This window comes from Mesorhizobium sp. CA15 (assembly GCF_020165215.1).
Lineage (GTDB): Bacteria > Pseudomonadota > Alphaproteobacteria > Rhizobiales > Rhizobiaceae > Mesorhizobium.
In genome coordinates this window covers 68,360-87,904 of record NZ_JAIUHQ010000004.1, presented here as the reverse complement: position 1 = coordinate 87,904, position 19,545 = coordinate 68,360, and the positions used below count along the sequence as shown (strand labels likewise).

General features: G+C 64.2%; 20 protein-coding genes and 1 tRNA gene. 8 read left to right on the top strand and 13 right to left on the bottom strand.

What is annotated here, in order from left to right; translation table 11 throughout:
- Position 1 precedes the first annotated feature (1 nt).
- The 3 genes from LB515_RS09700 to LB515_RS09690 all read right to left on the bottom strand — a co-directional run bounded on the left by LB515_RS09700 (position 2) and on the right by LB515_RS09690 (position 3,204).
- Positions 2-868, bottom strand: a complete 867-nt coding sequence (locus tag LB515_RS09700; protein WP_224707560.1) for a carbohydrate ABC transporter permease — start codon at positions 866-868, stop codon at positions 2-4.
- A 2-nt stretch (positions 869-870) separates the two neighbouring features.
- Positions 871-1,767, bottom strand: coding sequence for a carbohydrate ABC transporter permease (locus tag LB515_RS09695; protein ID WP_224631391.1), 897 nt, complete (start codon positions 1,765-1,767; stop codon positions 871-873).
- A 120-nt stretch (positions 1,768-1,887) separates the two neighbouring features.
- Positions 1,888-3,204 carry an ABC transporter substrate-binding protein gene (locus tag LB515_RS09690; protein WP_224707559.1) on the bottom strand — a complete coding sequence of 439 codons (1,317 nt, stop codon included), beginning with the start codon at positions 3,202-3,204 and terminating at the stop codon, positions 1,888-1,890.
- Between the two features lie 165 nt (positions 3,205-3,369).
- On the opposite strand from LB515_RS09690, the gene LB515_RS09685 reads away from it, so the two are divergent.
- Both LB515_RS09685 and LB515_RS09680 read left to right on the top strand, forming a co-directional pair.
- The gene (locus LB515_RS09685; protein ID WP_095769349.1) at positions 3,370-4,158 is read left to right on the top strand and encodes an IclR family transcriptional regulator; all 789 of its coding nucleotides are present in this window, start codon (positions 3,370-3,372) and stop codon (positions 4,156-4,158) included.
- Positions 4,159-4,325: 167 nt separating this feature from the next.
- Positions 4,326-5,162: an amidohydrolase family protein gene (locus tag LB515_RS09680; protein ID WP_224707558.1), complete on the top strand. Its 837-nt coding sequence runs from the start codon at positions 4,326-4,328 to the stop codon at positions 5,160-5,162.
- 40 nt (positions 5,163-5,202) lie between these two features.
- On the opposite strand, the gene LB515_RS09675 is transcribed toward LB515_RS09680, so the two are convergent.
- Genes LB515_RS09675 through LB515_RS09665 form a run of 3 tightly spaced genes read right to left on the bottom strand, consistent with a single transcriptional unit; the run spans position 5,203 to position 8,060 of the window.
- Positions 5,203-6,330: an extracellular solute-binding protein gene (locus LB515_RS09675; protein ID WP_224707720.1), complete on the bottom strand. Its 1,128-nt coding sequence runs from the start codon at positions 6,328-6,330 to the stop codon at positions 5,203-5,205.
- Between the two features lie 14 nt (positions 6,331-6,344).
- A complete protein-coding gene (locus LB515_RS09670; protein ID WP_224707557.1) occupies positions 6,345-7,505 on the bottom strand; it encodes a CaiB/BaiF CoA transferase family protein in 1,161 nt (386 codons plus the stop codon).
- 3 nt (positions 7,506-7,508) lie between these two features.
- Positions 7,509-8,060, bottom strand: coding sequence for a MaoC family dehydratase (locus LB515_RS09665; RefSeq protein ID WP_224602356.1), 552 nt, complete (start codon positions 8,058-8,060; stop codon positions 7,509-7,511).
- A 69-nt stretch (positions 8,061-8,129) separates the two neighbouring features.
- Here LB515_RS09665 and LB515_RS09660 point away from each other — a divergent pair, with 69 nt between their 5' ends.
- Positions 8,130-8,441, top strand: a complete 312-nt coding sequence (locus tag LB515_RS09660; protein WP_224707556.1) for a hypothetical protein — start codon at positions 8,130-8,132, stop codon at positions 8,439-8,441.
- Positions 8,442-8,476: 35 nt separating this feature from the next.
- Here LB515_RS09660 and LB515_RS09655 read toward each other — a convergent pair whose 3' ends face one another.
- On the bottom strand, positions 8,477-8,833 hold the full coding sequence (locus tag LB515_RS09655) for a hypothetical protein (protein WP_224707555.1): 357 nt from the start codon (positions 8,831-8,833) through the stop codon (positions 8,477-8,479).
- 503 nt (positions 8,834-9,336) lie between these two features.
- On the opposite strand from LB515_RS09655, the gene LB515_RS09650 reads away from it, so the two are divergent.
- The gene (locus LB515_RS09650) at positions 9,337-9,795 is read left to right on the top strand and encodes a YbhB/YbcL family Raf kinase inhibitor-like protein (protein ID WP_224707554.1); all 459 of its coding nucleotides are present in this window, start codon (positions 9,337-9,339) and stop codon (positions 9,793-9,795) included.
- Between the two features lie 63 nt (positions 9,796-9,858).
- Positions 9,859-10,359: a DUF6496 domain-containing protein gene (locus LB515_RS09645; protein ID WP_224638091.1), complete on the top strand. Its 501-nt coding sequence runs from the start codon at positions 9,859-9,861 to the stop codon at positions 10,357-10,359.
- A gap of 22 nt (positions 10,360-10,381) precedes the next feature.
- Here LB515_RS09645 and LB515_RS09640 read toward each other — a convergent pair.
- Both LB515_RS09640 and LB515_RS09635 read right to left on the bottom strand, forming a co-directional pair.
- Positions 10,382-10,457: transfer RNA gene (locus LB515_RS09640), tRNA-Ala, on the bottom strand.
- A 161-nt stretch (positions 10,458-10,618) separates the two neighbouring features.
- Positions 10,619-11,014, bottom strand: coding sequence for a TIGR02300 family protein (locus LB515_RS09635; protein WP_224707553.1), 396 nt, complete (start codon positions 11,012-11,014; stop codon positions 10,619-10,621).
- A 196-nt stretch (positions 11,015-11,210) separates the two neighbouring features.
- Here LB515_RS09635 and aroA point away from each other — a divergent pair, with 196 nt between their 5' ends.
- The 3 genes from aroA (at position 11,211) to rpsA (ending at position 15,368) form a co-directional block, all read left to right on the top strand.
- Positions 11,211-12,569 (top strand): 3-phosphoshikimate 1-carboxyvinyltransferase, encoded by a 1,359-nt coding sequence (gene aroA, locus LB515_RS09630; protein ID WP_224707552.1) that lies wholly within the window; start codon positions 11,211-11,213, stop codon positions 12,567-12,569.
- A gap of 256 nt (positions 12,570-12,825) precedes the next feature.
- Positions 12,826-13,476, top strand: a complete 651-nt coding sequence (cmk, locus tag LB515_RS09625) for a (d)CMP kinase (protein ID WP_224545355.1) — start codon at positions 12,826-12,828, stop codon at positions 13,474-13,476.
- 194 nt (positions 13,477-13,670) lie between these two features.
- Complete coding sequence (gene rpsA, locus LB515_RS09620; RefSeq protein ID WP_095769359.1) at positions 13,671-15,368, top strand: 30S ribosomal protein S1; 1,698 nt, start codon at positions 13,671-13,673, stop codon at positions 15,366-15,368.
- Between the two features lie 119 nt (positions 15,369-15,487).
- Here the strand turns inward: rpsA and LB515_RS09615 are convergent, their stop codons facing one another.
- The 4 genes from LB515_RS09615 to LB515_RS09600 all read right to left on the bottom strand — a co-directional run bounded on the left by LB515_RS09615 (position 15,488) and on the right by LB515_RS09600 (position 19,481).
- Positions 15,488-16,195, bottom strand: a complete 708-nt coding sequence (locus LB515_RS09615; RefSeq protein ID WP_095769360.1) for an SDR family NAD(P)-dependent oxidoreductase — start codon at positions 16,193-16,195, stop codon at positions 15,488-15,490.
- Between the two features lie 198 nt (positions 16,196-16,393).
- Positions 16,394-17,974: a 5-guanidino-2-oxopentanoate decarboxylase gene (locus LB515_RS09610; protein WP_224707551.1), complete on the bottom strand. Its 1,581-nt coding sequence runs from the start codon at positions 17,972-17,974 to the stop codon at positions 16,394-16,396.
- Positions 17,971-18,639, bottom strand: a complete 669-nt coding sequence (locus tag LB515_RS09605; protein WP_224707550.1) for a TetR family transcriptional regulator C-terminal domain-containing protein — start codon at positions 18,637-18,639, stop codon at positions 17,971-17,973. Before LB515_RS09605 ends, LB515_RS09610 begins: the two co-directional genes overlap by 4 nt.
- Complete coding sequence (locus tag LB515_RS09600) at positions 18,609-19,481, bottom strand: dimethylarginine dimethylaminohydrolase family protein (RefSeq protein ID WP_224707549.1); 873 nt, start codon at positions 19,479-19,481, stop codon at positions 18,609-18,611. Before LB515_RS09600 ends, LB515_RS09605 begins: the two co-directional genes overlap by 31 nt.
- Positions 19,482-19,545: the final 64 nt, after the last annotated feature.

Here is a 19,545-nt window from a genome sequence, read left to right as displayed (position 1 = left end):
ATCAACCTTTCACCGCGCCGGAGGTCAGGCCACCGACGAGGTGTTTCTGGACGATATAGGTGAGGGCCAGCGCCGGGATGATCATTACCACGGCCAGCGCGCACATGCCGCGCCAGTCGATGGTGAACTCGGCCGTATAGTCGAGCAGCCCGACCGGTAGCGTCTTGGAATTAACGGAACGAGTGAGCTGCGAGGCCAAAGCGAACTCGTTCCAGCAGGTGAGGAAGGCGAAGATGGCGGCCGAGGCGATGCCCGGACGCGCCAGCGGAAATTCGACCTGCCAGAACGCCTGCCAGCGCGTGCAGCCGTCGATCTGGGCTGCTTCGGCAAGGTCCTTCGGCACTTGGCGGAAGAAGCCGTCGATCAGCCAGATGGTGAACGGCACGTTGAGCGCGACATAAGCCAGGATCATGCCGATATGAGTGTCGATGATGCCCAGCCGCACATAGAGGAAGAACAAGGGCAGCGAGAGCGCTATGCCGGGCACGGTGCGGGTCAGCATCAGGCCGAGGAACATGCCCGACTTGCCGCGGAAGCGGTATCGCGCGAAGGCGTAGCCGCCGGCCATGCCGATGGCCACCGCGATCGCCGTCGAGGTGACCGAGATGATCAGCGAGTTGCGGAAATAGTCGAGCACCGGGATGCCGCCTTTGCCGATGCCGCTGAACATGGCGACATAAGCGTCGACGGACAGCTGCTGCGGAATCCAGACCGGCGGCTTGGCCATGATCTCGACCGTGGGCCTCAGCGACGACAGCACGATCCAGATGCCCGGCAGGCAGATCACCAGCATGGCAAGGAATAGGCCGACGCGGTGCGCGACGGTCAGCGCGCGGCGCGTGAGGCGGGCGGAGGCGTTCTCGTCCATTCTCACCACTCCGCGCCGATCTGCGCGCGCGCCGCGGCGAGCTTGTTGTAGAAATAGACGGTGAAGGCGATCGACAGCAGGATCGAGAAATAGGCCATGGCATTGGCGAGGCCCATGCGGGCATCGCTGTAGGCGGTGCGCCCGACCAGGGTCCACAACAGCTCCGTGCGGCCGGCCGGGCCGCCGTCGGTCATGATCTTGACGATGTCATAGGCGCGCGCCACGTCCAGCGAACGGATCGTCATGGCGATATAGGCGAAGGGCATGACGAAGGGCCATGTGACATAGCGGAAGGTCTGCCAGGGCGTGCAGCCATCGACGCGGGCCGCCTCTATCGGCTCCTTGGGCATGGCGAGCAGGCCAGCCAGGATCAGAATCGCGAAGATCGAGGTCGACGACCAGATCTCGGCGATCGAGATGGCGATGAAGGCGAGATGGCCTTCGATTAGCCACGGGATGGCGTCCTCAGTGATGCCCAGCGACTGCAGCGCATTGTTCACCAGGCCGATATTGTCGTTGAACATGAATTTGAACTGGAAGCCGACGAGGATCGGCGAGAACATCATCGGGAACATCATCAGCGTGCGCAGGATGCGCTGGCCGCGCGTTGCCTTCTCGACCAGCATGGCCAAGCCGAGGCCGAGCAGCATCTCGAGGTTCAGCGCGATGGTGAGCAACAGAACGGTGCGGCCGAAGGCCCACCAGAAATCCGCATTGGTGAGGATCGACAGATAGTTCCTGAAGCCGACGAAGACGAAGAAGGTCTCGGGCCGCGTCAGGCGGAAGGGCGTGAAGCTGGAATAGAGCGACAGGATCAACGGTAGCACCACCACAGCCGCCAGCACGACCATGGCCGGAAGCAGCAGCAGGAACGGCGCGGATGGCTTGAAGCCCTTCATCAGGATCCTGTGGTGTATTGCATTCATTTCGGGCCGCCACGGGCATGGCCAGCGGAAAGTCAGACAAGACGCTGTCGCCTCCCCCATTCACGATGGGGGAGGCAGCCTTGGGAGCGCTGCTTAGAGCTTGCCGGCGTCCTGAAGGATCTGCGTCGCCTTGGCGGCCGCCTCGTCCAGGGCCTGCTTGGACGTCTTGTCGCCAAGGATCGCCGCCTGCAGTTCGGGGTAGACGGCGTTGGAGATCTCGATCCACTCAGGCGTCTGCGGCACGGCGAAGGCGTGCTTGGCTTCCTCCTGGAAGGCGGCGAGGACCTCCTTCTTGTAGGGATCGTTCTCAGCCTGCTTCAGGTCCCAGTCCCAAACCGCGGTGCGGGTCGGCAGCGGGCCGGCGGCGGCTTCCAGCTTCTGGCTGTCCTCATTGGTCAGCCACCACGCCAGAGAGGCGGCGGCTTCCTTGTTCGGGCAGTTCTCGGTCACTGAGAAGCCATGGAAACCCGACCACCCGGTGCGCTTGCCGGAAGACCCCTTGGGCGCGACCTTCACGCCGACATTGCCGGCGACCTTCGAGGACTTCGGGTCGTTGAAGAAGCCGGCCCAGCCCGGCCAGTCGAGGTTGATCGCCACGGTGCCCGAGGCAAAGCCCTGGCCGAGATCGTCCCAGAGATAGTTGGTGGTGCCGGCCGGCACAGCCTTGGCCTTGTAAAGATTGACGAACCAGTCCAGCGCACGGATACCGGCCTCGGAGTTGAAGACGGGCTTGCCATCCTTGTCGAGATATTCGCCGCCCTCGGCGACCACCATCTCATAGAAGCGGCCGTTGATCGCCTCTTCCTTGCCGGCGAACTGCGTGCCGTAGAAATTGGGTGGGTTGGCAAAGAACTCGGCCTGGTCGGTCACTTCCTTCCAGGTGTCGGGCGGCGCAAGGTCGTAGCCGTATTTGGCCTTGAACTTGGTCTTGTTGTCGGCGTTCTCGTAGAGGCTCTTCTGGTAATAGAGCGCCGAGACGTCGAACTGCGCGCGCGGCAGCATCTCGAGCTTGCCGTCGATGGTCGCGGCCTTGATCGTCGAGGGCACGAAAGCGTCGATCTCTTCCTTCGGCAAGAGCTTGCTGAGGTCGGTGTAAAGGCCGGTATATTGCGGCGCGAAGGAAGAATGGTTCCAGCCGACGCACCAGTTGGTGCTGCCCGAGGCGATGTCGGACTTCAGCTCCTTGTCGATATCGAAGCCGTTCTTCTTGGTCAGGATGTTGACCTTGGCGCCGGTCGCCTTCTCCCATTCGGGGATGCGCTCGTAGAGCTTTTCATATTGCTGGCCGCCGATCAGCTTCACGTCGATCGTCACGCCCGGAAATTTGCCGGGCAGATCGGCCGAAAAAGCCGTGCCGCCGAGCAGCAGGCCAGCCAGGCCGGCGGAAATGCCTAGAACCAGTCTCGTCATGTTCTCCTCCCATGGGCTCGCGGCGACGATCCGCCGGGTGCGCGACCGATCGCTTAAGCTTCATTCATATGCAAATAGCATTTTCATTCCCGGGTCAAGGCGAATGTGCTTCCAGCGGAATGAAGTTCATGCATATATGCAGATCGAAATTCACTGGAGGGACGGGTGGCAGAGGAAGAAGACGGGGACCGCTACCGCGCGCCGGCGCTGGACAAGGGGCTGGATATTCTTGAGTTGTTGTCCAGCGTGGACGGTGGGCTGACGCAGGCGGAGATCGCAAAGCGGCTCGACCGCAGCCCGAACGAGTTCTACCGCATGCTCGACCGCCTGGTGCGGCGCGGCTATGTCACCAAGATCGACGGCGACCGTTACTCGCTGACGCTCAAGCTCTTCGGCCTCGCGCAATTGCACGCACCGGTTCGCCGGCTGGTGTCCTATGCGACGCCGATCATGCGGGAGCTGGCCGAAACCTCATCGCAGGCCAACCAGTTGGTGGTGTTCGACCGCGGCGCCGCCGTGGTCATCGCGCAGCAGGAAGCGCCGCGCTATTGGGGCATCTCGATCCGCGTCGGCTCGCATATCAGCTTGTTCGACACTGGTTCCGGCCATGTGCTGCTTGCCTTCCGCTCGCCCGAAGAGCGCAAGATGATGATCGCCGAGCATCTACAGAGCACCGAGCATCTCAATCTGACGCCGGAATTCTTCGCCCGCCTCGACCAGGTGCGCGACCGCGGCTACGAGATGATGGCGTCGCTGCAGACCGCCGGCGTCTACAATCTTTCGACGCCGGTGCTGGGGCCGGACGGCAGAGCCATCGCGGCGCTGACCATTCCCTACATCACCTTGGTCAACGCGCCCACGGCGCCGGACATCACCCTAACGATCCGGCATCTGCAGGATGCAGCGGCAAGGCTCTCGCAGCTCGCCGGGTCGGATGTGCCACAATCGTCGTAATTTCTTATTTGAATAATAGATTTTTCGGCGAAATAGTGTCCTGGAGCGGGATGAACCCAAAGCAGCCGGTCATCCCGTCCTAACGCTTTGTTTTTTGGAGCATGATCTTATCCGAAAAGTCTGCAACTTTTCAGGATCATTCTCCAGGCCACGGAGGATACGCCGCCATGATCATCGACACGCATCTGCACCTCATAGACCAGGGCGCGCTTCGCTATCCGTGGCTGGCCGGCGTGCCGGCGCTGAACCGCGATTTCTCCTATGAGGAATACGCCGCCGACGCGCGGCGCTCAGGCATTGAAGCCGTGTTGCATATGGAGGTCGACGTAGATTCCGCCGACGTCGCCGCCGAGACGGCGCATGTGAAGTCGATCGCCGGCCAGGCGGGCAGCCTGCTTCGCGGAGCGATCGCCTCCTGCCGGCCCGAGGAGGCCGGTTTCGAGGCTTATCTGGAAACGGTCAAGGCGGAGCCGTTCGTCAAGGGTTTCCGCCGCGTGCTGCATGTCGTTCCCGACGATGTCTCGGAAGGCGCGCTGTTTCGCCAGAACATCAAGCGGCTGGCCGGCACTGGCCTGACATTCGATCTTGTGGTGCTGCCGCATCAGATCCCAAAGGCAATGGCGCTTGCCGACCTCGCGCCCGACGTCCAGTTCGTTCTTGACCATTGCGGCGTGCCCGACATCAAGGGCAATGCCGAGCATCCGTGGCGAGAGCATATGGAAGCAATTGCCAAGCGGCCCAACGTCGTCGGCAAGATTTCCGGCGTCGTCGCCTATGCCGATCCGGCGACGTGGACGGTCGAGACGCTCCGGCCCTATGTCGAGCACACGATCCGGTGCTTCGGCTGGGACCGAGTGATCTGGGGCAGCGACTGGCCGGTCTGCACGTTGGGCGGCGGGCTGACGACCTGGATCGCCGCCACGCATGCGCTGCTGGCCGGTGCAAGCGATTCAGAGCGGACCTGCCTGCTCTCGGGCAATGCGCGCCGGTTGTGGCGGATATAGACGTCAAGCTCGCCGAGCGTCGCGGCGGCGATCGGCACATCTAGCCGGCGGCGGCCGGCGCGAAACTCTCCCGGAACAGGCGGTTGATATCGGCGACGACGCAGCGGGCGTCCTGCCGGCCGGCAAGGCCGTCATTGATGCGGTCCGAGGCCTGCTGCTGGAAGGCCATGTAGCCGTCATGGCGCGGGCGGACCCAGGCGCCCTCGAGTGTCGCCCGCGTAGCGCGATAGAAGTCGCCGGTCGGGGCGTTGACGGCATCATCTTCCCAGGCTGCGGCGTGGCCGGGCTGGCCGCCAGCGGCGGCATAAGGGCCGCGCTGCACGTCGCCGCTGGCGATCCAGTAGGCGAAGTCGATTGCCGCCTGGCGCTGGGCGGAAAAGGCGGAGACGGCAATGCCGGTGCCGCCAAGCGCCGAGCCGACCGGGCCGTTGCCGCTGGCGACCGGCATGTCGGCGAAGGCGAGGCGGTGCGGGCGGAAACCCGCCACTGCATAGGAAACATAGCCATAGATCAGCGGTGCGCAGGCGATGCGCGAGCCGGGCTTGGCCATCTTCTCGAAGACGGCGATCGGATCCATCGTCAGGCATGCGGGATCGACAAGTGCTGCGATCTCACGCAGCATCTCCAAGACGGTTTCGCCGGTCTCGCCGTCGACAAGGTCGGCCGAACCGTCGACTATGCATGGCCGGCCGAGATCGGCGGCCAAAGTGTAGAAGCACATCAGCGAATGCGGCGGCCGCAGCGGCAAGAGCACGCGGCCCTGCTCGGCAAGCGCCAGCACTTCGGTCCAGATCGCCGGCGCAGCTTCGATCAGATCGGGCCGCCAGGCCTGCACCTGGGTCGCGGCGTCGATCGGGAAAGCCCATTGCCGGCCCTGCCAGGTATAGCTCGGATAGGATTGGCCGACGCTTGCCGCAGCCAGCGCTTCGCGTTCCGCCTCGCGTCCGGGCACATCGAGCGGCGCAAGGCATTTCTCGGCGGTGATCTGGCCGACATGCGGGTGGTCGATGACGATCAAATCATAGGCGCGGGCGAGCTCTTCCACCGGGAAGGATTCGAAATCCTGCAGCGAGCGCTTTTCCCATTCGATCGAGACGCCGGTCCTTTCCTTCCACAGCGCCGAGCATGCCACCATCGGGTCGTAGCCGCGCGGATGGTTCCAGGTCATGCCTTTCAACCGGATCACAGGCCGAACTCCGCGCGGATTTTCTCGCTGTGCTCGCCGATCCGAGGGGCGGCGCGATCGACTTTGGCGCGCGCGCCGTCGACGCGCAGCGGCGAACGCGTGGTGAGGATCGACACGTTGTCCTCGCGTGTCACGGTCTGCAGCATGTCGAGAGTCTTGAAGCCATCGCTCGCCATCAATTCCGGCCAGGTCAGCACCTTGGCGCACCAGACGTCGGCGGGCTCGAGGACCGCCAGCCACTCGTCGATGGTCTTCTCGGCGATGCGCCTGGCGATGATCGCCTTGATCTCGTCGCGGGCGGTGAACCAGGTCTCCGGCTTGTCGCGGAAAGGGTCTAGCTCGGGCAATTCGAGCAGGTCGGCTATCTTCGGGATCGGCGTCATGGCAATCGCCAGGTAGCCGTCCTTGGCCGGATAGACGCCGTAAGGCGCCGAGAGATAGGCATGGGCGCTGCGGGAGGACGAGCGCTTCGGCAGGCGGCGGCCGTCGTTGAGATGCGTGGTCAGCACCTCGAACTGGAAATCGACCAGCGCCTCGAGCAGGCTGGTTTCGACAAGGCCGCCCTCGCCCGTGATGCCGCGCCGCACCAGCTTGGCGAGGATGCCTTGGGCGCAGGCGGCGCCCGCCAGCATGTCGGCGATCGCCAGGCCGAACGGCACCGGTCCCTGCTCCTCGTCGCCGTTCAGCCACATCACGCCGGAACGAGCCTGCGCGAGCAGATCCTGCCCAGGGCGCTTCACCCATGGCCCTTCCTCGCCATAACCGCTGATCGAGGCATAGACGAGCCGGGGATTGATCGTGCTGACACGCTCATAGTCGAGGCCGAGCCGCTCGATGACGCCCGGCCGGAAGTTCTGGATAAGCACGTCGGCCTTGGCGATCACACCGCGCAGCGCGGCGAGGTCGGCTTCGTTCTTCAAATCGATGGCAAGGCTTTCCTTGCCGCGGTTGATGGCGTGGAAAATGGTGGAATCGCCGCCGATCTCGGTGTCGCTGAGATAGAGCCGGCGCGACAGGTCGCCGCCATCGGGCCGCTCGATCTTGATGACGCGCGCGCCGAGGTCGAGCAGGCGCAGCGAGCAGTAGGGTCCCGACAGGAACTGGCTCATGTCGATGACGACGAGGCCGGTCAGCGGAAGTTCGTTGTCAGCGGCCACGATTCACTTCTCGGTCTTGCCGACAAAATCGGCGGGGTTCTTGTATTTCACCGTCTGCAGATGCTCGCAGTAGAGCACCAGCTCTCCTTCACCCTTGAAGACTTCATAGCTGGCGCGGATCAGGCCCATATCCTGGTAGCGCGGCTTTTTGTCGAGGTTGGTGCGGATCGAATAGATGGTGTCGCCGATGAAGACCGGCTTGATGAAGCGCAGTCTGTCGTAGCCATAGGAAAAGGCGTTGATGCAGTTGGTGGCGACCAGGCCGAGCCCGGCCGAGAAGACGAAGGCGCCCGCCACCAGCCGCTTGCCGAAGATACCTTCCTTCTCGGCGAACATCTGGTCCTGCACGTAAGGATGGATATCCAGCACCAACGCATTGAACATATGGCTTTCGCCCTCGGCGATGGTGCGGCGAAGCGAGCGGATTTGGTGGCCGACCTGCCAGTCCTCGTAGAACCAGTTTTCCGAATTCCAGACAGGGATTTCGGCATGCGCCTCAGGCATGTCGGCGGGATGCGTCGAGGCGACACCGACGGTCGGCGAGAATGCGCTCATGATCCTCTCCGGGAGCTTCCGGCGCAGCCTGCAAAGCGGTTCCGGGCGCGATGCCGGATGGCGAGATGCATGGTCGCTTTCCTCCCAAAGTTTTCTTTTGTGAATAATATTTTCACATATGGGATTCCCTTGCAAGCGACGATCGGCGAAATTTTCGCAAGGCCGGCACCAGCGGAGGAGCCGCCGGCGACGCCAGGGAAGATCGATGCAAAGCGCCTGTCTTGCCTTTGTTGGCAGCCCCGATCGCGAGGCGCCCTACTTCCAGGGCGCAGCGTCTACGGCTTCGACGAGGCGACGCTCGCCGTACAGAAGCTTGCCGAGAGCGACGAGGTCGGAACGCCGATGTGCGTGCGGATCATCGAGGACCGGCTTCAATCCTGATCTTAGCGAGTGGAGTTCTTAGCGACTGACTTTGCTCACTGGCCGATCCGCGCGAACGAGCCGGTATAGGTCTGGCCGGCAAGCGCGTAGGTGACGTTGAGCATTCCCGGCGACGGCATCGTGGCGGTGATGTCGGCGCCGTTCGGCAAGCGCCCGAGCTTCAATGTGTTGCCGGAAATCCTGCCGGAGCCGTCGGCGACGCCCGGCTTGTTGTCAGCCAGATCGCCCCAAGCGTAGCTGGCCGTCACCTGCCCGCCCGAAGACACGGTCAGCACAGCCAGCTTGCCGTCATACATGCCGTTGAGCTGCCCCGCCCAAATACCGGAGAATGCGGCGTATCTGGCCGGAACGCCCTTGCCGGGCGGAACGACCGCGACCGCCTGATCCAGCACAGCCGAATTCGGCGAAGCCGGAGCGGGAGCAGCAATGGCGGCCGGGACAGGTTGCGGGTCAGCAACAGGCTGTGTGTCTGGAGTCGATTGACAAGCGGCAAGCGCGACCGCAATGCAAAACATCGGCAAGAGACTGTTTGGCCGCGCAAGCAGTCCAGATTGAACCCGTTCCTCTACCAGTTTCCCACCCAAAACCGGAACTCTCATAAGCATCCCTCCGACAGGAAGCCTTAGCCTAGTTGCGGCCACCGGCATAGGGATTTCCTCGGGCGCTTGTTTCGCCGAATAGGACCTGCGTTCGCTTCCGTTGGAGCGGCTTTCCCAGGGACGATATCTCGACTGCAAGCATCCATCGACGCTCCGTCGCGGAGGGCATGATTCTGGAACCCCCGCCAATGCCCCGCGTTCCCAGGAAACCAGCGGCGATTGCGCTCCACCAATCCAAGCAAAGATCGTTCGCGGATCTCTCGAGAAGAACGCGATAAGAGCACGGAGTTCCAGCCATGGCTTTCACGCTTGAGAGTCCAGCCTTTGAAAACGGGCAGACCATTCCCGAGCCCTATGTCCGCAACGGAGGCAATCTGTCTCCTCCCCTTCGGTGGAAGAACGCGCCAGCCGGGACCAAAAGCTTCCTGCTTGTCGTCGAGGATCCCGATGCGCCACGCGGCATGTTTCGCCATTGGGCGGTCTATGACATTGCCGCCGGCCGGGACCACCTGCCTGAAGGCACCGCCGGGCCGGAAAGTTTCCGCCAAGGCGTCAACGACTTCGGCAATGCCCATTACGACGGCCCCCAGCCGCCAAAAGGACACGGCGTTCACCACTATCACTTCCGCCTTTCGGCACTCGACGTTGAGGCGCTGGAACCCGGCGGAGAACCGGAAATCGCGAATCTTCTGGCCCAGGCGGAGCCCCATATGATCGCCACTGCCGACCTCGTCGGCACATATGAAAGCCGCTGATGCGCGATCCGACGCATCCTGTCGGCATTCGATCATGCCCCCGTTCGAACGAGGAGAAAGACAATGCCGGACAAGAAAACCATTGAAAAGGCGCGCGAGGACAAGCGCGAAGGCAAGTCGGCAAGCACGCAGGCCGGTGAATTCGTTCACGCGGAAATCGACAAAGTCCGCAAGGGCAAGCATGGCGCCCGCTCCACCAAACAGGCGATCGCCATCGGCCTTTCGGAGGCGCGCCGCGCGGGCGTCGACCTGCCGCCTCCGAAGAAAGGCGATGTGAAGGAGAGCACGCGCAAGAGCGCCAAATATGCTTACGAGGCAGGCCAGGGCGAACGGAAGCCGAAGCGCCAGCCGAAGGTCTCGAAGGCGGTGTCGAAGGTGCTTGAGGGCGAGCCGAAGAGCACCGCCTCCCACAAGGCTCTGTCGAAGCAGGCCAAGAGCGCCGCAGCTGGTCGCACAGCCGAAGAGCAGTCGGCGGCGGCAAGGAAGGCCGCGCAGACCAAAGGCGCCGCCGGACGATCGGCTGCAGCGCGCAAAGCAGCCAGAACCCGCGCCCAGCGCGGTTAGAGCAATTTCAGGAAGGACTGTTTGGTGGAGCCAATCGGAATCGAACCGACGACCTCTTGAATGCCATTCAAGCGCTCTCCCAACTGAGCTATGGCCCCACTCCCGGCAGTCGGCCGGCGCCGTTTCCGGCGAAGAGATCCGGCGCGGTTGGGAACCGCGCCGTCGTTTAGTGCTGGCGGCTTCTAGCGCCGCCTTCGGTCAAGATCAAGCCTTGAAAAGCCGCTTTTTCGTCACAGGCCAAAATGGCCGGCAAACGAACTCAGACTTCGTCATCGTCGTCGCCGACGCCGATCATATCGGCGACGTCATCGTCCTCTTCCTCTTCGTCGGCCAGGAAGGTGTCGTCCTCATCGTCGCCGAGATCGACATCCTCTTCATCGTCACCAAGATCTGGAAGCTCGTCGGCGCCGCCCTTCACTTCGTCATCGGCCTCCTCGAGCGAGACGACTTCGGCGCCTTCCTCTTCGTCGGCGTCCACTTCCTTCTCGGCGACTTCCTCATCTTCCTCGAGGGCGGAAATCTTGCCTTCCTCGAAATAGGAGCGGGGATAGCTCTTGCCGGTATAGGGCGAGACGATCGGGTCTTTGTTGAGATCGTAGAATTTCCGACCCGTTTCGGGGTCGACACGCTTGGTGCCAAGTTCAGCTTTTGCCACAGCAGGCCTCGTCAATAAAAGAGTGGTCCCCATAACCGCAGTTTTGAGCGCTGTCAAAGCCAAAAGCCGGCATTGTAAAATGCTCGTATTCGAAGGCCTCGCACAAGGGGATGACCATTGCAACGCACCGTGATACGAGACCGCCGCAGCATGACGAACCGAGCCGGCCAGCCGGCATTTCATTTGGAAGACAAGGATGTCTCACTCCGCCGCCGCTAAGCCGGCCACGGCCCGCAAATCCCCTGCCCTTGCCGGCACCGCGCGCGTGCCGGGCGACAAATCGATCTCGCACCGCTCGTTCATGTTCGGCGGCCTTGCCTCCGGCGAAACCCGCATCACCGGCCTGCTCGAAGGCGAGGACGTGATGCGCACGGGCGCCGCCATGAAGGCGATGGGCGCGCATATCGAAAAGAACGGCGGCGAATGGGTGATCCGCGGCACCGGCAACGGCGCGTTGCTGCAGCCCGAAAGCCCGCTCGACTTCGGCAATGCCGGCACCGGCTCGCGTCTCACCATGGGGCTCGTCGGCACCTATGACATGGAGACGACCTTCATCGGCGACGCCTCGCTTTCCGGCCGGCCGATGGGCCGCGTGCTCGACCCGCTGCGCCAGATGGGCGTGCAGGTGCTGAAGGCCGCTCCCGGCGACCGCATGCCGATCACGCTGCGCGGCCCGAAGCATGCAGCGCCCATCACCTATCGCGTGCCGATGGCATCCGCCCAGGTGAAGTCGGCGGTGCTGCTTGCCGGCTTGAACACGCCCGGCATCACCACGGTGATCGAACCCGTGATGACGCGCGATCATACCGAAAAGATGCTGAAGGGGTTCGGCGCCAACCTGAGCGTCGAGACGGATGAGCGCGGCGTGCGCCACATCTTCATCGAAGGCCAGGGCAAGCTCACCGGACAGACGATCGCCGTGCCCGGCGACCCTTCCTCCGCCAGCTTCCCGCTGGTCGCGGCGCTGATCGTGCCGGGCTCGGACATCGTCATCGAGAACGTGCTGATGAACCCGACCCGCACCGGGCTGCTGCTGACCTTGCAGGAAATGGGCGGCCATATCGACATCCTCAATCCGCGCAATGCCGGCGGCGAGGACGTGGCGGACCTGCGCGTGCGCTCCTCCGACCTAAGGGGCGTCATCGTGCCGCCCGACCGCGCACCGTCGATGATCGACGAGTATCCGGTGTTGGCCGTCGCCGCGAGCTTCGCCGAGGGTGAGACGCTGATGCAGGGACTGGAGGAATTGCGCGTCAAGGAATCCGACCGTCTGGCGGCGGTGGCTCGGGGCCTGGAGCTCAACGGCGTCGACTGCACCGAGGGCGAAGCCTCGCTCGCCGTGCGCGGCAGGCCGGGCGGCAAGGGACTTGGCGCACATCCCAACGGCCCCGATACGGCGGTGAAGACGCATCTCGACCACCGCATCGCCATGAGTTTTCTGGTGATGGGCCTAGCCACCGAGAAGCCGGTGACGATCGACGACGCCAACATGATCGCGACGAGCTTTCCGGAATTCATGGGGCTGATGAAGGGGCTGGGCGCGGAGATTGGGTGAGGTCAATGAGATTGGCCCAAACTGAAAGGCTGGCGGGACAGCACCCCCCTCTGTCCTGCCGGACATCTCCCCCTCAAGGGGGGAGATTGGCGGCTTTGGCGTTCCGCTCAATCCTGCAACACAGACAATCGGCGAAAGCCGCGATGACGGCTGATCTCCCCCCTAGAGGGGGAGATGTCCGGCAGGACAGAGAGGGGCGCGAAGGATCGCGGCGTCCGTCTTATTCAGCGCGTCTTCCGATCGCTGTGCCCGTCCAATGAGCACCCCCTTCACCATCGCCATCGACGGGCCTGCCGGTGCCGGCAAGGGCACACTCGCGCGCCGGCTTTCCGACCACTACCGGCTGAACCTGCTCGACACCGGCCTCACCTATCGCGCGGTCGCTCACAAGCTGCTCGAACTCGGCCTGCCGCTCGACAATGTCTCGGCGGCGGAAACCGCTGCGCGTCAGGTGGACCTCTCCAACCTCGACCGCACCGTGCTGGCCGCGCATGCGGTAGGCGAGGCGGCCTCCAAGGTCGCGGTCATTCCGACCGTGCGGCGCATCCTGGTGGAGAAGCAGCGGGCCTTCGCCAAGGCGCCGCCCGGTGCTGTGCTCGACGGCCGCGACATCGGCACGGTGGTGTGCCCGGACGCCGACATCAAGCTCTATGTCACGGCAAGCGCCGAAGTGCGCGCCAGGCGCCGGCTGGCCGAGATCGAGAGCATGGGCGGCAGCGCCGATTTCGCCACCATCCTTGCCGATATCGAGCGCCGCGACGAGCGCGACATGGGCCGCGCCGACTCGCCGCTGAAGCCGGCGGCAGACGCGCACTTGCTTGATACCAGCGAAATGGCTATAGAAGCCGCGTTTCTGGCGGCGATGGCGATCGTTGACGACGTCCTTGCCAAGAGAAACAAGGCCTGATCAGGTTTTTCGATTGCCGCTGGCGGCGAAAATACCCATATCGGGCACGAACCAGCCTGCCAGCATTCTTCATGCGCCGGACTTGCCGCCTGAACAGCGGCCAAGGGCTTTCAGCCCGGAACGCCGGCAGGCTCACGCAACGCTAACCCACGGCGCCCGCCCCGCTTGAAGACCGGGGTATTCCAGGAGAAACAATGTCAGTAGCTAATCCGTCTCGCGACGATTTCGCGAGCATGCTCGAAGAATCATTCACCGCCGGCCATTCCGGCGAGGGCCAGGTTGTCCGGGGCACGATCACCGCGATCGAAAAGGACATGGCCATCATCGATGTCGGCCTCAAGGTCGAAGGCCGCGTGCCGCTGAAGGAATTCGGCGCCAAGGGCAAGGAATCCTCCCTCAAGGTCGGCGACACCGTCGAGGTCTATGTCGAGCGCATCGAAAACGCGCTTGGCGAAGCCATGCTGTCGCGCGAGAAGGCTCGCCGCGAGGAGAGCTGGGTGCGTCTCGAAGAGAAGTTCACCAAGGGTGAGCGCGTCGAAGGCGTCATCTTCAACCAGGTCAAGGGCGGCTTCACCGTCGACCTCGACGGCGCCGTGGCGTTCCTGCCGCGCAGCCAGGTCGATATCCGCCCGATCCGCGATGTCACCCCGCTGATGCACAACCCGCAGCCCTTCGAGATCCTCAAGATGGATCGCCGCCGCGGCAACATCGTGGTGTCGCGCCGCACCGTGCTCGAAGAGAGCCGCGCCGAACAGCGCTCGGAAATCGTGCAGAACCTCGAGGAAGGCCAGGTGGTCGAAGGCGTGGTCAAGAACATCACCGACTACGGTGCGTTCGTCGACCTCGGCGGCATCGACGGCCTGCTGCATGTCACCGACATGGCCTGGCGCCGCGTCAACCATCCGACCGAGATCCTCAACATCGGCCAGACGGTCAAGGTGCAGATCATCCGCATCAACCAGGAAACCCACCGCATCTCGCTCGGCATGAAGCAGCTCGAGTCGGATCCGTGGTCGGATATCGGCACCAAGTTCCCGATCGGCAAGAAGATCAAGGGCACCGTCACCAACATCACCGACTACGGCGCGTTCGTCGAGCTGGAGCCGGGCATCGAGGGCCTCATCCACGTTTCGGAAATGTCGTGGACGAAGAAGAACGTGCATCCCGGCAAGATCCTGTCGACGACGCAGGAAGTCGACGTGGTGGTGCTCGAGGTCGATCCGGCCAAGCGCCGCATCTCGCTCGGCCTCAAGCAGACGCTGGAAAACCCGTGGCAGGCTTTCGCCTCGAGCCATCCGGTCGGCAGCCAGGTCGAGGGCGAGGTCAAGAACAAGACCGAGTTCGGCCTGTTCATCGGCCTGGAAGGCGACGTGGACGGCATGGTGCATCTCTCCGACCTCGACTGGACCCGTCCGGGCGAGCAGGTCATCGAAGAGTACAATCGCGGCGACATGGTCAAGGCGCAGGTGCTCGACGTCGACATCGAGAAGGAGCGCATCTCGCTCGGCATCAAGCAGCTGGCCCGCGACACAGTCGGCGAGGCGGCCAGCAGCGGCGAGCTGCGCAAGAACGCCGTCGTCACCTGCGAGGTCATCGGCGTGAAGGATGGCGGTCTGGACGTGCGGCTGGTCGACAGCGGCATCGAGACCTTCATCAAGCGTTCGGACCTTTCGCGCGACCGCGACGAGCAGCGCCCCGAGCGCTTCACCGTCGGCCAGAAGGTCGATGCCCGCGTCATCGCGTTCGACAAGAAGACCCGCAAGCTGCAGGTCTCGATCAAGGCGCTGGAAATCGCCGAGGAGAAGGAAGCGGTCGCTCAGTACGGCTCGACCGACTCCGGCGCTTCGCTGGGCGACATTCTGGGCGCCGCGCTGAAGAAGCAGGGCAACTAAAGCCTTCCGGGAAAGCCGTTTGCGGCTTTCCGTCGGAATTGCGTAAGCCCTTTGATGACAACAAAAACCCCGCCGGAGCGATCCGGCGGGGTTTTTCTATTGCCTGGATTTCTATGCGGTCAGGCGCGGCCGTAGAGCGGCACCAGCGTACCGCTCATCGCCAGGTTGGCGGGCGAGGCGAGGTAGGCGATCGCTTCCGCCGCGGCCTCCAGGCTGACCCATTTGGCGAAATCGGCATCGGGCATGTCGGCGCGGTTGGCGGGCGTGTCGAGCGTCGAGGGTGCCACGGCATTGACGAGGATGCCCTTGCCCTTCAACTCCTCGGCCATGGCCACCGTCATCGCCGCGACCGCCGCCTTGCTTGCGGCATAGGCGACCATGCCGGAGCCGCGCCTCGGATCGAGTCCGGCGCGCGCGGTGACGTTGACGATGCGGCCGGCCGTGTTGGAGTCCAGCATCGAGCGCACCGCGGCGCGGCTGCACAGGAAAGCCGTGCGTGCGTTGGTGTCCATCATCTCGGCGAAGGAGGCCGACTCGATCTTTTCGACCGGCGCCATGGTGAAGCCGCCGGCAAGGTGGATCGAGGCCCAGAGCTCGGGAACCTGATGGTAGAAGGCCTCGACCTTGGCCGAATCCGACAGGTCGACATTATGCGCCAGATGCACGCTGGCATGGGCTGCATAAGGAAAATGCGGCGGGGCCGCCGCGTGGGCATTTGGCACGTGGCAGATCGCGCCCTGCTCCAGCAGTCTGCCGACAACCGCGCCGCCGAGCGCCCCAGTGCCGCCCGTCACCACGACATGCCTGCCATTCAGCGTTTCCGTCATACCTAGACCGCTCCTGTCATTTTTTTATGATTATATCTTGGGTTATACCGCCCCAGGCTCGAACGTCGCGCCTTTCGCGCTGTCACTCAATTGAAATATCGACATGGCTGGCGCAGCGTCTTTGCATGCGTCGGACCTTGGCGGGCGGCATCGATTTGCCGGCGCCGAAAGGGGTCAACCGGCAGATGCACCGATCTTTCAGTCGACGGTGATTTCGATGACGCGCGGCTTGGCCGCCGCCCGCGCGCGCTTCAGCGCCTCCACCAAACCGCCGACCCCGGCCAAGCGCTCGGCCTCGATGCCGTAGGCCCCGGCGAGCTTGCAGAAATCCGGCGGTGCCGGCGAGACGCCGACCGGCTCGACGCCGACATCGAGCATCGAGGTTTCGATCTCGCGATAGCCGCGATTGTTCCAGACGACGAAGATCACCGGCGTCCCGGCATCGAACGCGGCGCCGATCTCCGGCAAGGTGAACTGGAAGCCGCCATCGCCGGTGAGGCACACCACCGGCGCCTCGGGCACGGCAAGTGCCGCGCCGATCGCCGCCGGCGGACCGTAGCCCAACGCGCCGAAGCCGGTCGCGGCGTTGAACCAGCCGCCGGGACGGTCGTGGTCGTAATAGAGGTTGGCGGCATAGATCGGCTGGGTCGAATCGCCGACGATGATGGCGCCCGGCAGCGCGTCCCGGATCGCCTCCACGGCGCGCACCTGCGCCAGATATTCGGGCTTCAGCTCGGCTTGCGCTGCCTTCCGCGCGGCGGCCGCACGAGCCTCGCCATCGCTTGCCGCGGCATGGCCAGATCCGATCGCTGCAAGCAGCGCCTCGATCGCTTCCGCGCAATCCGCGTGGATGCCAACCGTCACCGGCCGGCGCGCAATCTGGTCGGCGCCGATATCGATGCGGATCAGGCTCGGCGGCAGCACGAAGCCGCCGTCGCCATAGCCGTCATAGTCGGTCGGGCCGAATTCGGTGCCGGCGGCAATCACCAGATCGGCGCCCGCCATCAACGCACGCACTGCCTTGAGGCTGGGGCTCGCCGGCACGCACATCGGATGACCATGCAGCAGGCCACGCGCATTGGCGGTCTCGACCACGGGGGCGCCGAGCATCTCGGCCAGACGCCGCAGCGCCGCATCGGCCTTCTTGGCGCCGCCGCCTGAAAGGATCAGCGGACGGCGTGCGGCCCTGCAAAGCCGTGCCGCCTCGGCGATCGCCGCCAACTCCGGAGCGGGCGGCGCGGCATTGCTAAGGATGGCCGCAACACCATCGGCGGGCTTGACCATGACGTCGGTGGGGATCTCGATATGGACCGGCCCCGGGCGTGAGGAGGAGAAAACGGCGAAGGCGCGGGCGAGCGCGCCAGGCAACTGCCCGGCCTCGGTGATGCGCTCGGAAAACAGCGCCACCTTCTCCATCATGCCGCGCTGGTCGGGCAGCTCATGCAGGAAGCCCAGCCCTTTTCCCAGCGTGTCGGTGGCGTTGACGCCTGAGATGACCAGCATCGGCACCGAATCGGCGCGCGCCTGGCCCATGGCGGTGATGGTGTTGGTGAGGCCCGGCCCGGTGATGACGAAGGCGACGCCGGGACGGCCGCCGGCGCGCGCATAACCATCGGCCATGAAGCCGGCGCCCTGCTCGTGGCGCGGCGTTACATGGCGGATCTTCGAGCCCGCCAGGCCGCGATAGAGCTCGACCGTATGCACGCCCGGAATGCCGAAGACGGTGTCGACGCCATGCGCCTCGAGCAATTTGATCAGCGCCTCGCCGATGGTGGTCATTGGTTTCCTCCCTTTTCCGGCGCCAAGCCGAGCTCGGCCTCTATGGCTTTGACGCCAATCGCCGCCAATTCGCCAGGCGAGAACATCTCTGCTGCCAGGCAGGCTTCGATCCAGAGCCCGTCGATGATCGCGTTGATCGCGATGGCATGGCGACGCAGCTCGCCTGCGTCCGGCTTGCGCCGCTCGGCGGCGAGCACCTCGGCAACGACCGCTTCCACCTCGTCGCGAAAGCCGAGATAGCCTTCGCGATGGGCACGGGCGAGCGCCGGATCCGCATTGGCGCGGCCAAGGAAGGTTGCCCAGAGCGAAAACACCCGCCGGTCGACGATCGGCGCGTTGAGGTTGGCGGTGACGAAAGCCGCGAGGCGTTGGCGAGGCGAGGCGTCTTCCATGACCAATGCCGCCTTCGCCTGCTCGGTCATGCGGCCGACCAGCGCCGTATAGGCTTCCTGCAGCAATTCTTCCTTGCCGGGAAAATAGTGCCGGATCAGCCCGGCGGTGACGCCGGCGCGCAAGGCGATGGTGCGCAAGGTGGCGCCCTGAAGTCCATATTCCGCCACGCTGTCCAGCGTCGCATCGATCAGATCCTGCCGCCGCCGCTCCTCGCCCTCGCGGCGGAACTTGCGGCGCGCATTCATTGGCGCAGGATCGGCCGCGTCAGGCATGTCGGCCCGCCTTCACAGGCGATGCAGAGCGCATCCGCCTCGAATGTCTCGACCGTGCAGCCGGCGGCTTCCATCGCGGCCTTGGTCTTGGGAAAACCAGCAACGGCGATGACCTTGTGCGGGCTGGTCGGCAGCACGTTCAGGCTGAGGCCGTTGGAAGCGGCGAACTCTTCGGCGTCGCCTTCGACCAGCCGGATGCCGCGCGCCTTCAGCATCTGATAGAACGCGGCCGGCAGAAGCGGCGAATGGACCAGGGCCAGGTCGTCGGCCAGCGGGCTGATCACCGACATCAGGTGCAGGCACGCCTCTTCGCCCTGCCACAGCGGCAAATCGAAGCCGTAGACGGAAATGCCCAGCGGCGTCAGCAGGTTGGAAACCTGCTGGATGCCTTCCTGGTTGGAGCGCACACCGCGCCCGATCGCCAGCGTGCGGGCATCCACCCATACGCAGTCGCCGCCTTCGACCTGACCAGGCGCCTCGACACGACCGAGGACCGGAATGCCCAGTCTCTTATAGGTTTCCTCATGCAGCGAGGGCTCCCGGGCGCGCAATGGCTTGCCCATGGACAGGATCAGCGCGCCGCGGTCGGTCATCAGCGACGGGTCATGCGTGAACACCGAATCCGAAAGGCCGTCGGCCGTGTCGTCGATCCATTCGATCTCGGCGCCGGAAGCCGCCACCATGTCGGCAAGGGCCGCATGCTGCACGGCTGCTTTCGCCGGGTTGAATCCCGGGCCATAGTGCCAGGCCGCCCTGTCGGCGTCGCGCATGGCGTTGGACGCCGACCGCATCAGCACGCGCCGCAGCGGCGCCGCCATGGACTGTGACCCGAAAGCGCTCATCGATGCCCTTTTAAGATGAAAAAAATCGTGAAAATTTCATGAAAGGCTATTTATACACTTGCGC